The following is a 13,701-nucleotide window of genomic DNA, read 5'->3' on the forward strand; positions in this document are numbered from 1 at the left end:
TTGGAAAACCGCGAAAGCAAGAGATGCCAATACTTTAAATATTTAATTTGTCTGCTACTAAAAACTTTTTATTCTTTATACCATTAGTTATACATCAAATACTTTGATCTGGTTTTTGCAAAAGACTCTAATCCTGGTTTCCAGCTTTCTTTGATGCCTTCAACAGACACCCCTTCTTCAATTTGTTTTTGCAGCTTTTTAGTCCCGGCCAGTTTAGAAAAGAAATCGTTGAAGAATGAATTTTGGTCTGGTGATGATGTGTAAGCCTCAATCAACCAATCCAATTTGACCTCATTGAGACGTTCAACATTTCTTAAGTCCCTTCCGTAACATACTTCGCCTTGGTGCTTTGGAGTTTTCGCTCCAAAATTGGGTTGTGGCGTAAAGCTGAAATCGAATTGATTTTCTGGCAAAAACGGTGCTCCAAAAATCTGAAATTGCATTTCCGTACCGCGTCCACAACTTACCGTAGTCCCTTCAAAAAAGCAAACACTTGGGTATAGATTGATGGATGTGGCATTAGGGAGATTTGGTGAAGGTTTTATCGGCAAATCATATTCAGAATCATAAGAATAATTCTTTAATGGAATTACAGTAAGCTCTGATTGAATTTCGTTTTCAAGCCATTTCTCGCCATTGATCATCTTTCCGTATTCACCAATGGTCATCCCATATACAATAGGCACAGGGTGCATGCCCACAAAACTTTTAACCTCACTTTCCAGAATCGGGCCATCAATATAATGGCCATTCGGATTTGGACGGTCTAAAATAATGACTGGAATATTGAGCTCCGCAGCAGTTTCCATCACATAATGAAGTGTGGAGATATAAGTGTAAAAACGAACGCCAACATCCTGAACATCAAAGAGCATCACGTCGATATCCTTTAAAAACTCAACTGGGGGCTTTCTGTTTTTTCCATAAAGTGAGAAGATGGGTAAGCCAGTTTTTTCATCAATACCATCCTCAATATATTCGCCAGCATCAGCTGTACCACGGAAGCCATGCTCAGGTGAATAGACTTTAGTTACCTTGATGCCCAATGCCAATAACGAATCTACCAGGTGGGTGTGGTTTTGTTCGCTTGCATCCTTAAAAATGACACTTGTTTGGTTTGCAACTACACCCACATTCTTTCCTTCTAAAAGTTTGAGATAAACGTCGGTTTGATTGGCACCGGTCAAAATGGCTGATTTCTCAACATCAGCGAGGACCATGTCGTCATTTTTAGCTTGATTTTTTTTAGTCGTTTCATTACAAGCGAAGAGGCTAATAAAACATAATAAAAGATATTTCATAATATTTGAGTTTTAATTTGTGAATAGACAACAGAGAAACAAGGCACTCTTATTTTTTAAAATTTGGTATGTTTTTTCTGTTCTCTGCAAGCTTTTAAAATGATTTAATTGGATTTTAAAATTTTAAACGTGGCTTGGGCACCTCTATCATCTTCAACTTCTAAAAAATATAATCCGTTTTCTAATTGCGTCATGTTCATGTTTTCAAAATGGGAAATCACTTTTAAAACAGAAGCTCCCATAACATTGAAAAGTTCCATTTTAGTGAATTTCACAGAGTCATTATTTGATATGGACACGTAACCAGTAGTCGGATTGGGATGGATTTTAATCTGATTTAAATTCGCATCATCAACAGAAGCAGTTGCACCAAACTTAGTGTTGATCAATTCCCAAAGCTCTGGGCGACCACCGTCATAATTTAAGGCCCACATCCCTACACCTCCTAAATTGTTAGCTATGGCCAAATCAAACTTTTTAGAGATGCTCAATTCGTTATCCGTCCAAACTTGGTTCCAATTGGTGCCATCATTCCATCGGTACCATGGGTATTCAAAATCTGAATTCCAAATAAAACCACCGTGGTTATCTGCCTCACTTACCGTATTTCGATAACGTGTGGAGGACACATGTGAAATGGTGGCCGATTCGGAAACGCTGGTAGCAGTCTTCCAATGTTGCCCGTAATAAGGCACTGCCATTATCAATTTCTCAGGATTATTTGCTGTAGGTACGGCATAGGTGCCTGTTTCTATGGTACGTTTAACAAAACGTTTCCATGAGGTGTGATGTGTCAAGGGAGCAATCGGACCAGAATTCGCTCCGTTTGCGGAGGTGTAATCATAAGCCATTATGACTACATAGTCAACACTGTCCACTAATCCTTCTATATCCCATCCGCCCCAATTAACGGCAGGTCCGTCAAACGAAACTTCCTTACCAGGCAGTTCAGTATGGATAAAAGTAGTTAGGTCAGCCAAAAATGCATTCAGTTCTGCACCACGATGTGCTGAGGACATTCCTTCAAAATCTATATTGACCCCATCTAAATTGTAAGTTTCAATTAAATTTTTAACATTGGTGAAAAACTGGGCTTTTTTGGTCGGATTGGTAATCAACTCCCAAACCACGGCATCAGCGCCATTGGCTCCACCAAAATTAACTACCGTCATTATCACTTTAACTCCTTGTGCATGAGCGGCATTAATTTCAGCCGTCCATGGCCATCCCGTAGGTGTGGCTATAGAAGCATCCAATTGCACCAAAAAATCAAAGCATGCCAAATGGGTCAATAAATCATAGCGGATATTGTTATGAGCACCGGAACTCTGCTCCCAATAAGGCAAGAAGCCAAATACTTTTTTATTTAAGGCGGGGGCTCTTAAAGCATTTAAACCAATTATCTTTTCAACTTTTTTACTCGCATCTCGTTGGGTGGCATCTGCCGTAACTTTACCAAACTCTTCTTTTTGCAGTTGGTGTGGACCTTCCATAATAACCTCTTGCGAAAACATGGTTTGAATCGTCATACAGGCCAATAAAACGATGAGCTTTTTGTGTAGAATTCTTTTCATATTTATCTATTTTAGGTTGAATTATTAATCGTTTACTGTTCAATATCAATCCCTAATCGTACTGGAAAATCATTTGAAATTGACGCAGGCAAAGTGCCATGCACCCCCGATTCTCCGAAAATAATTTCAGCGGTAGCCTTGTTTGCTGCCTCTGAATTTTCATAAGAAATGAGTACACTTTCCACATCGTCCAAATTGGTTTCCTTTAAACTGTACTGACTGGCAAAGACGGTCAGAATGGTTTTATGATCTTTTGAAATGTTCTCAATGATTTTCTTATCTGCGGCTGAAATAGCTTTCGTAATCCTACTATTTTTTCGGTGGTAGCCTATAATGACTTTATCATACTGACTTAGCTCCTCTGACAACTTTATAGGAGATAGATTAGAGATATCGGTAATGTTGCTTTTTAACTTTAAAGACTCTAAGAATAGTCCGGGGGAGTCGTCACCCAACTTCAAAAACGCAATCCTTTCTTGGGTGTTTTTTTCCAAAGGCACTATTTGATGCTCATTTTTAACTAAGGTAATGGCATTTCTAATGGCTTCTTCGTACAGAAGAGTGTTTACATCCTGGTTCAAATCGTTTATAAGACCCTCCGTTTCAATAGGTTCATAGTGATTTAATCCTGCGTCAAATTTAGCGGCAAGGATTTTCTTTACAGAATGTGCCAAACGCGCTTCAGAAATGTCAGCTTGATCATAAGCTTCCATGACTTTTAAAATCGCCTTTGGTGCATCTTCCGTAAAGAGGAGCACATCGTTACCAGCTTTAAAGGCTGCCAAATCAATATCGCCAGGCTGTCCATAATCAGCCACACCTTTCATATTTAAGGCATCCGTAAAAATAAGGCCTTCATAGCCCAAGCGTTCTTTTAGCAACTCTGTAACAATTTTGTAGGACAGTGATGATGGCAACCCCTCTTGACTTTCTAAATTGGGTACATTTAAATGCGCCACCATAACTCCTGCAACGCCTTTATTGAATAATTCTTTATAAGGATAGAGTTCTATCGCGTCAATTCTTTCTTTTGAAAACGATACCGTTGGTAGCGTTTTATGCGAATCGGAAGCTGTATCCCCATGTCCAGGAAAATGCTTTGCACAGGCGAGAACTCCAGCGCTTTGTAGTCCATCGGTAAATGCCCAAGCTTTTTCTGTGACATTAACTTTATCTTCACCAAAAGAGCGCACGCCAATTACTGGGTTTTTTGAATTGGTATTGATGTCAACTACGGGCGCAAAATTGATATGAATACCCATTCGCTTACAATCTTTTCCTATTTGCTCTCCTATTTTTCTAATGGTTTTATTATCAGTTATCGCTCCTAAGGTCATGTTATACGGATACCTTGACGTGCTATCCAAACGCATATTTAGACCCCATTCGCCATCAATTCCAATAAATAAAGGAATTTTAGAAATCGATTGGTAGTGATTGGTCTGTGTGGCCTGTCGGATTGGTCCTCCTTGAAAAAAGATAAGTCCGCCTAAGTGATAGTCATTGATCAGTTTTTGGATAGAATCGGTATGGGAATTATTTCTATTGGAATACGCGCTGACCATGAATAACTGTCCCACCTTTTCTTTAAGCGACATGCCGCTATAAACACTGTCGACCCATTGGGCCCGTTCGTCAATTTCGATAGGACGCTTGCTAGTGACCTTTGCACAGGACGCTACCATGAGAAGCATAATGCTCATTATCGTCAAGAGCTTTTTCATTTCTTTTTGGAATTATAGCTATCAATCGCCTTTCTAACATTTTTATGCTCGGCCAACAATTTACCAGCCATGCCTTCATCCACTTGAAGTTCGTTCATGATCATTTGAACTGCTCTATTGACCAATTTCTTATTTGATAGCTGCATGTCTATCATTTTATTGCCTCGAACCCTACCCAATTTGATCATAACTGTTGTTGAAATCATATTTAAGGCGAGCTTTTGGGCGGTTCCTGCTTTCATTCTGGTGCTACCCGTGACAAATTCTGGACCTACGACCAACTCGACAGGAAAATCAACCTCAGCGGCCAATGGCGAGTTTTTATTACAGGTAATACAGCCAGTAATTATTCCATGTTTTTTAGCTTCCTTAACCGCGCCGATGACGTAAGGCGTAGTTCCTGAGGCTGCAATCCCAATGAGCACGTCATCTTTACTGATCTTATATTCCTGCAGGTCTTTCCAACCCAATTCAGAATTATCCTCGGCATTTTCAACCGCTTTCCTCATGGCCACATCGCCCCCTGCAATGAGCGCTATCACCATATTTTGCGGAACGCCAAACGTTGGTGGACATTCAGAGGCATCCAAAATACCCAAACGGCCACTGGTACCTGCACCGATATAAAACAAGCGTCCACCATCTTTCATTTTATAATATATGGCATCTACCAATCGTTCAATGTGAGGGATGGCTTCTTCAAGGATAACAGGTACCGTTTTATCTTCTGTATTCATATTTGAAAGCAGCTGGAACGTGTCCATCTTCTCTAAATTATTATATGCAGAACTCTGCTCAGTGGTCAATTTATTTTCCATAATGGCTAAGGTGGGTTTAATTTCTTATTTAGTATATATATCGATTATAAAGGTTGATTGGATTTCTTTCTCGCCAATAACAGACAGATCACAGTGAGTGCAGCATTCACAAATATATTCATGAATCCAAAGTCAAAATTGTACCATTCTATAAATGCGTAGTTTAAAAAATAGGTGACCAAAGGCATTGCAATGCAGATATAAGGTACGGCCCTGTCATAAACATTCACTTTGGTAAAAATGCCCATCATATATAAGCCTAGCAAAGGACCATAAGTATATCCTGCCACCTTAAAAATAGTGGAGATGACATCGCCCTTACTTTCTGAAAACAGCATAATGATTAAAAAGATAAATGCAGAGAAACCAAATAAGGTGCGGTTTTTTAGTTGTATTTTTTTCTTGGCGGTCTTCGTCTGAATGTTCAAAAAATCATGTGTAAATGAGGTAGTCAGGGCTGTTATGGCTGAGTCTGCACTTGAAAAAGACGCTGCAGTTATCCCTAAAATAAAACTGACCCCAGCAATCATTCCGAAATTGTTCAACGACAACATCGGAAAGAGATTGTCGGTGTTGATAAATTGTCCATTTTCTATTTCCAACGAAATTCCCATTTGTTCGGCATACAGATACAACATCACTCCTAATCCCAAAAACAAAAACTGGGCAATAGCGAGGAAAATGCTGAAGGTGAGAATGTTTTTCTGTGCCTCTTTTTTGTTTTTACAGGTCAAGGTCTTTTGCATCATATTTTGATCAAGGCCCACCATAGCTACAGCAATTAACATCCCAGATATGAATTGTTTAAAAAAATTGTTTCCTGAATGGGAATCCCAATCAAAAATTTTAAAATATTCGTGATCTGTCACCGCAGTTATCGTTTCTGAAACATTTAAATTCAACGATGTCTTCACCACATAAATTGAAACAAAAACTGCCAATAGTAAGAAAAACGTTTGCAGGGTATCTGTCCAAACGATGGTTTTAATTCCGGATTTGTTGGTATATAACCAGATAAGTGCCAAGATGAGAATGACGGTTACAAAAAACGGAATATTGAAGGCATCAAAAACAGCATATTGCAGAATCTTTGCTGCGAGCATCAATCGCAAAGCGGCACCAAATGATTGTGAAATCAAGAAAAACATAGAGCCCGTTTTATAAGTCTTAGCTCCAAAGCGTGTTTCTAAATAAGTGTAAATGGACACCAACTTTAAATCATAATAAATAGGAACTAGGACATAAGTTATAAAAACATAGCCCACAACATTACCAAAAACAAACTGCAGATAATAAAAATAGTTATTGCCCACCATTCCAGGAATGGATACAAAAGTGACCCCTGATAAAACGGCACCAATCATCCCAAAGGCAACAATTTGCCATGGGGATTTTCTGTCTCCGGTATAATAAGATTCATCGCTTGTGTTTTTGGAAACAATGTGGGATATCAACATCAATAGTCCAAAATAGCCGGCTATGATTATTAGTATTAAAGTTGCGCTCATTGGTGTATTCGGTTTTTATAAGTTAAATCCAATAGTATAGATTTCAGGATTAGTATATAATTGCTCATTGATCTTCGCCATTTTCAACCAAGCATTTACAATTAAAATTTCGGGTGCCATAATATAAAATTATTCACTATAGATTTTATATTTTAATAAAAATTTTCTTTCTGTACAACAAGTAACAGATCAGCCAAAAGACAATGATGTGGCTGACGGCAAACATTAACGACCCATTCATATTGCCAAATAAAGGAGCAAACACTTTGGAATACAGATAATTATATAAAGAGATTGGATTTGAACTTCCAGAAACCGGAATTTTGATCAGATAACTGATGGTCTTAACATAAATTCCTGAAAACACAAAAATAAACAATGGATTAGATCCAAAGTGTACGAATGGTTTGGCCCAAATTTTATACTGCCTATCGTCTATAATAAAAATTAAAAGAGCTAAAAACAGTGTTCCCAACCCTGCAGTGTACAATACGTAAGAACTTGTCCATAATGGTTTGTTGAGAGGAAATACTAAGGACCAAGTCCATCCTAAAATAACCATAACCACACCATAAATCAATAATTTTTTAATTTTTAATTTAAGAGATGTTTCGATATCCACAACCTGGCCAATCAGATAGCCAATAATTACAGTACCAACGGCTGGAAGGGAAGACAGTACACCTTCTGGGTCAAACGGAATGCCAAAACCTTTATAAATGTGATTTTCTCCAAATAGAAAAAGATCAAAACGTCTCGCTATGTTTTCTTCCAAGGAATACGGATCAGAGGCTGCTCCAAAGTACAAAAGTGCCCAATATCCTAACAAGATAGTGGTCAATACAATCAACAACCGTCGTCTATTCAGTGCTAAACACAACATTGCACCGACGCCATAAGCCAAAGCTATGCGCTGTAGGACACCCATAATTCGGACCTTTTCAAAGTTGAAATAGGGATATAAATTCAGGGCAAGTCCGATTAAAAATATAATGATCGTTCGCTTAATTATTTTTAAAGCTGCGGACTTGGTTAAAGTGGTATCATATTTTTTAAACGAAAAAAACACCGACATACCAACAATGAAGAGAAAAAACGGAAATACGAGATCGGTTGGAGTGCAACCATGCCAAGCGGCATGTCTTAAAGGGGCGTAGATAAAACCCCAACTCCCAGGCGTATTGACCAAAATCATCAATGCTATAGTGAGCCCCCTTAAAACATCTAGTGAGATCAATCTTTTAGAACTCCCCATAATTACCTATTTTAGCGACGTTTAAAATTAAGTTCCTCAAATATAGAATATTTTAGCACTTATTGCTATATTAAGTGCTTAAACATGCAGTTTTTTGCAGATATTTAAAAAATATTCGCATTCTATTGCTATTTTTGTTTGGATAATACAGTTGGTATGAAGAAAAAAGAGCGTCAGCAAAAAATAATTGATGAAGTTAGCATCAACAGAAGGGTCAGTTCTAGTTTTTTGTCGGAAAAGTTAAATGTGTCCGAAGATACTATAAGAAGAGACATTAAGGAGTTGGATGAACGGGGCCAACTTACTAAAGTGCACGGCGGTGCGATTTCAACCATTCAAAAACTATATCATTATAATGAAGACATTATCTATAATAGGGAAAACAAAGTCCGTATAGCCCTTAAAGCGATCAATTTGGTAGAAGATGGGATGGTGATCATCATGAGTGGAGGTACCACTAATTTAATGCTCGCCAAGATGTTGCCTAAAACCCTGAAAGCTACCATCTATACCTATAGTTTGCCGATAGCCATGCAATTAACGGAGCACCATTCAATCGAAACGATCTTTATAGGAGGTAAAATCCATAGAAGCTCGATGGTGACCACCGGAATTGATGTCATCCAATACCTCTCCAACTTAAGAGCCAATATCTGCTTTATAGGCGTTAGTGCTTTGAGCCTTGAACAGGGTATTACTGACGAGGGCTATGAAGTCTCCTTAGTCAAAAAAGCAATGATAAACGCCTCACAGCATACCGTCTTTTTAGCAACTTCCAACAAATTAAATTCCATACTCAATTATGATGTGTGCAGTATCAATGACATTGACACAATAGTCACCGATTTTGACCCAAAAAATCCTAAGATAAAAGCCTATAAAAATGCTGGTCTCAACTTCGTGTAGTGAAGCATTTTTCCTATTCTTTGAATTATTTTTTATTTACTCTTCCACAGTTTTTAAATTGTCGTCAGAGTTTCTGTCAATCAACTTGTTATAAGGATCAATCCCTGCTTTTAAAGGTTTTTTATCAGTGATCACCGTAAACGTATTGTCATCAGACTCTAACCATTCCAATTCAAAGTACAACGGATCTTTAATGGTAACTCCATCTGCGTTGACCACATCTTCGCCAAACAAGCCAATGTCCACCAAGTTTTTCTTGTCGTCCACCCGATCTTCCTTGCCTTTGTTGTCATAATAAATTTTCTTTGAATTTACCGTAAACGTCGTTTCCCATTTGCCATTGTCCAAAGCTTTTGTTTTGGCATTCATCACCCTGTTTTCATACAATACGATCTCTTTGAACCCATCATCAACTTTGTATTTTAAAGAATCTGGCGTCACGGCGTACAGTGCGTTATACAGATCTTCAGAAGTAGCATACACCCCTTTCTTATTATATTTAAATTCTTCTAAAAAGTTTTTCAACCCACCATTGACAACGTCCTCTCCCATGACATCTTGTAGATCATACATAATCATAGAGCCTTTTTCGTACACAATATAGCTGCCTGTTTCTACGTCCATTAAGGTGCGTTCTGGTTTAAAACTGAATTTACGACCAGCTAAATAAGTGTCCAACGAGTTTTTCAAAAACGATTTTATTCCATTTTCACCGTACTCTTGTTTCATGGTCATTAACGATGCATATTCTGACAGAGTCTCTGAAATGACATTACCTCCGGTAGTTTTACTTGGCGTGACAATATGACCCCACCACTGGTGAGCAACCTCGTGGGACGTTACTCTAAAAGCATAATTATAACTGTCAGCTTTTGAGAAATCGGCAGCAAAGCCAAAATCTTCAGAATACGGAATCGTGGTCGAAAAAGACTGCGCAAATGTGGAGTGTGCCGGGAATTCTATAATGCGAATCACCGAATTCGGATATTCCGTAAAGTTTTTAGAATTATAATCCAGCGCAATTTTCACCCCTTTGATAAAATATTTCAAATTCCGCTTATGCTTAGGGGAATGGTAAATTTCTATGGCTACTTTTTTGCCACTCGGTGCTGTCCAGCTATCCTTCTCAATGTCATAAGCGGCCGAAACAAAACTGAAGAAATAATCGGTTTTTTCGTCCAATTTATACTGAAAATAGCTTCTTTCATTCTCCTCCCATTGTTTTGTGAGTGTTCCTGGGGCTACGGCTATTTGTCCTTTTGAAGTGCTTAATACAGCTTCAAAATTGATATAATCTGCATCCTCATTAAACAAGTTTTTCCTTAGTGCAATACTATCTGTTCGCGGGGCTAATAAATAATCAAGTTTCTCTAAACCATACTTTTTACGAACGCCATTATCAATTATGGTGCGATCGTAATGAAAAGAAGGAAAAATAGCATCTCTAAAAAAAGTACCATTATCTAAGATTGCATTTTCAGAATCCATAGAAAATCCGTGCGTATTCACTTTTGTTTCAATGACCAAAGATGCCGTTTCTTTGGGCTGCAAACTTGTTGGCAATTTGTAGATGAACAGTCGATACTCCTCATCCGATAAAAACGGTTTTAATTCAGCGCCATTATAAACCACTTTGGTGATTTTTGTATCTGCAATTGGGAATTTCACTTCCATCAATAGCGTATCAATTGGGACTTCGTAATTATTAATCACCTTAAATTCGCCTTTGGCCTCGACGCGCCTATCTTCAGGAAAAATATCGATAAACGCCTTGAGATCGGTGATTTGAATATGTGGTTGGTCAATATATTTGCCATACTTCTTTTCAGCATTGGCATTGAGTTTTTGACTGTAGTTACCATCTTCCAATTGGTTCAAGACTTTCAAGTTGTAGTAACTATATGCTCCCACCGACACAAATGCCAAAACAAAGAACAGCATCAGACCTAAAGTTCTCCCGCTAAAACGCTGTTTTGCAATTTTCAAACGCTCCCTGGCCGATGACAAGAATCCACGGTTCCAGAAAACGATGCCAACAGTTGCCAGAATACAGGTCAATAGAATCCAATATAGGTTCAACCAGAATTTTCCGTATAAGTAATGTCCAAAGCCATTTAAATCGCTCAAAAAACCTCCTGGTGTTGCTCCAAAAATCACCAATGGGTTCGATGTTTTAAGCGCCAATGCCAATAAAATTGGTAAACCGACATAAATAATAATGACTATAAAATGTCCCAAAAACTTATTATTGACCAACACATGAATGAAAAATGCCAAAAGCACGGTCATCACATAATTGGGAAAGACACTTGTGAAATTGTAGGTCAGGTACATGCCCAATTCATAATGGAAGTAGCCATTAAATGTTTGGTACAAAACACCAACGACCACATTGAGCAAAGTTAATACTACTGCTACGCCAATGAGTGAAATAATCTTAGATAGATATAAGGTGATATTGCTGACGGGTAAAGCGTCATAAAATTCAAAAGTTTTATTCTGTTTGGTTCTATGTACCGCTTCCCCTGCATAAATCACTAAAATAATGATTGAAAACAATGATATTCCAGCTGGAATTTGGGTCACCATATAGCGCGTCAGCGGCAATGACGGTGTTCCATAAGTTTGATTGGATAGGTAGGCAATAAATCCTGCAACGATAATGCCCATGACAATCAAAATGACAAAGACGGTTTCTTTCACAATCGATAAAAACTCAATTTTGCTCAAGGACAACAGATTTTCTCGACGCGCTTTCGCATTAAAAACCTGAGTGATGTTTGGTATAAAGGCAGAAGGCACATAGGCTTCCTTGCTTTCTTTTGACGATTTCTGCTTCGACCCAGTCAAAAATCCTTTGTACGAAAACTTAAATAAGGTAAAAAAGAAAATTGAAAAAGCAATGCCCAACCATAATAAACGGTTGAGTCCAAATTTACCTGAAAGCGACAATTGGGTGTTGTTTAACTCATCCACAGTCCAATATTTTGTAAGATACGCATGGGCAGTTTCCCCAAACGGATCCACATACACACTTAACCACTCGGTATCCAATCCAGAAAGCAATTGCGCAGATGCAATAGTCAGGATAAGAATGACAATACCTCCTAAATATAAGATGGACATGCGTTTGAAAAATGTCATCAAACAAAAGAACAGACTGCCTATAAAAAAGGCGTTGAACATTAATAAATACACAAAAGGCAAAGCATATGAGGTCAAGTTAAAAGACGTGTAGACCCCATAATCAGGCCGTTCCAAAAAAGCACCAATGCTGAAGCCAATCATGGCACCGATAACGGCACCAATATTCATAATCGTAACGATGGTAAAACTGCCAAAAAATCGTCCTAGAATATAATTTTTTTCCGAAACTGGAAAAGTAAAGTACGTTTGGGCTGTTTTATGCTCCTCGTCCCGATAGACCGCGACGCCCATGATTGCGGCATAAAAAAACAAGCTTATGATACTCATTGCTCCCAAAACACCTACAATGGCATTGGGACTATTGGTATATTGAGCGGTAGCAGAATTAGCAAAAACACTCATCAAAAGTGGGATAACAAACATCAAAAAAATGTAGATGTAGGTGGCTGGTCGTCTTAACCGATATTTCAGTTCAAATAAAAATATTTCCTTCATGATTAAACGGTTTGAGGTTGGTTAATACTATAGAAGTAAAAGTCTTCCAAATTGTTATTGACCACTTCAAAGCCGTCACCAGGGTGAACATCACTGAAGACATTGACGTTCATATTGCCACTTCGCAAATAGGTAGAAAGCACGGTATATTCTGATTGGTATTTTTCAATCTCATTCTTTTCGATGCGTTTGCGATATATTTTGTCGTTCAACGACTCCGATAATTCTTGCGGGTGTCCCTGCACCACAACCTGCCCATCATTAAAGACCGCCATGTTGGTACACAAGTTCACGACATCATCGACAATATGGGTGGATAAAATCACCACGGCATCCTCGCCCAACTCACTTAACAGATTATGAAAGCGATTGCGTTCCAAAGGATCCAATCCAGCGGTCGGTTCATCAACAATTATTAATTTAGGATTTCCGATCAAGGCTTGGGCAATCCCAAAACGCTGTCGCATCCCACCAGAATAATCACCCAAATTCCGCTTTCTGAATTTGTAGAGATTCACCTGATTTAAAAGATCGGCCACATAGGCCTTGCGATCATTGCTGCTATGGATGCCTTTGATCTTTGCGATATGGTTTAGCATCATTTCTGCGGATACTTTCGGATAAACACCAAAATCCTGAGGTAGATAACCCAGTACTTTTCTTAGTTCTTCAGGTTGATTGAACACATCAATCCCATCAAATTCAATGCTGCCGCTGTCGGCAACTTGCAAGGTAGCGATGGTACGCATCAAGGTCGATTTGCCGGCGCCGTTGGGACCTAAAAGACCAAACATTCCCTTTTGAATTTCAAGGTTGACATTGTTTAAAGCCTGGGTCCCGTTAGGATAGGTTTTATTCAGGTTTTGGATAGAAAGCATAGTTATTTGTTTTGAAGGTTGATGATTTAATGGTATTAGTAACTGTTTTTTAAAATTTGTTACAATGTAGGCTTTTTAAAAGTTTTGAAATGAGG

General features: G+C 38.4%; 9 protein-coding genes. 1 reads left to right on the forward strand and 8 read right to left on the reverse strand.

Features of this window, described 5'->3' with window-relative positions:
* Window positions 1-83: 83 nt before the first annotated feature.
* The 6 genes from J4051_RS05945 to J4051_RS05970 form a co-directional block, all read right to left on the reverse strand.
* Entirely contained in the window at window positions 84-1,301 is a 1,218-nt protein-coding gene (locus J4051_RS05945) for an exo-beta-N-acetylmuramidase NamZ family protein (RefSeq protein WP_208232940.1), read from the reverse strand.
* 104 nt (window positions 1,302-1,405) lie between these two features.
* The gene (locus J4051_RS05950; RefSeq protein WP_208232941.1) at window positions 1,406-2,875 is read right to left on the reverse strand and encodes a glycosyl hydrolase family 18 protein; all 1,470 of its coding nucleotides are present in this window, start codon (window positions 2,873-2,875) and stop codon (window positions 1,406-1,408) included.
* Window positions 2,876-2,907: 32 nt separating this feature from the next.
* Window positions 2,908-4,599: a glycoside hydrolase family 3 protein gene (locus J4051_RS05955; RefSeq protein ID WP_208232942.1), complete on the reverse strand. Its 1,692-nt coding sequence runs from the start codon at window positions 4,597-4,599 to the stop codon at window positions 2,908-2,910.
* Entirely contained in the window at window positions 4,596-5,417 is an 822-nt protein-coding gene (gene murQ / locus J4051_RS05960; protein WP_208232943.1) for an N-acetylmuramic acid 6-phosphate etherase, read from the reverse strand. Before murQ ends, J4051_RS05955 begins: the two co-directional genes overlap by 4 nt.
* A gap of 44 nt (window positions 5,418-5,461) precedes the next feature.
* Window positions 5,462-6,925, reverse strand: coding sequence for a sodium:solute symporter (locus J4051_RS05965; RefSeq protein WP_208232944.1), 1,464 nt, complete (start codon window positions 6,923-6,925; stop codon window positions 5,462-5,464).
* Between the two features lie 145 nt (window positions 6,926-7,070).
* Entirely contained in the window at window positions 7,071-8,180 is a 1,110-nt protein-coding gene (locus J4051_RS05970; protein WP_208232945.1) for an acyltransferase family protein, read from the reverse strand.
* A gap of 156 nt (window positions 8,181-8,336) precedes the next feature.
* Between J4051_RS05970 and J4051_RS05975 the strand changes: the two genes are divergently transcribed.
* The gene (locus tag J4051_RS05975; RefSeq protein ID WP_208232946.1) at window positions 8,337-9,086 is read left to right on the forward strand and encodes a DeoR/GlpR family DNA-binding transcription regulator; all 750 of its coding nucleotides are present in this window, start codon (window positions 8,337-8,339) and stop codon (window positions 9,084-9,086) included.
* A 36-nt stretch (window positions 9,087-9,122) separates the two neighbouring features.
* Here the strand turns inward: J4051_RS05975 and J4051_RS05980 are convergent, their stop codons facing one another.
* Window positions 9,123-12,728: an ABC transporter permease/M1 family aminopeptidase gene (locus J4051_RS05980; RefSeq protein WP_208232947.1), complete on the reverse strand. Its 3,606-nt coding sequence runs from the start codon at window positions 12,726-12,728 to the stop codon at window positions 9,123-9,125.
* Window positions 12,729-12,730: 2 nt separating this feature from the next.
* A complete protein-coding gene (locus J4051_RS05985) occupies window positions 12,731-13,606 on the reverse strand; it encodes an ABC transporter ATP-binding protein (RefSeq protein ID WP_208232948.1) in 876 nt (291 codons plus the stop codon).
* Window positions 13,607-13,701: the final 95 nt, after the last annotated feature.

The organism is Gelidibacter pelagius, assembly GCF_017581925.1.
GTDB classification, from domain to species: Bacteria; Bacteroidota; Bacteroidia; order Flavobacteriales; family Flavobacteriaceae; genus Gelidibacter; species Gelidibacter pelagius.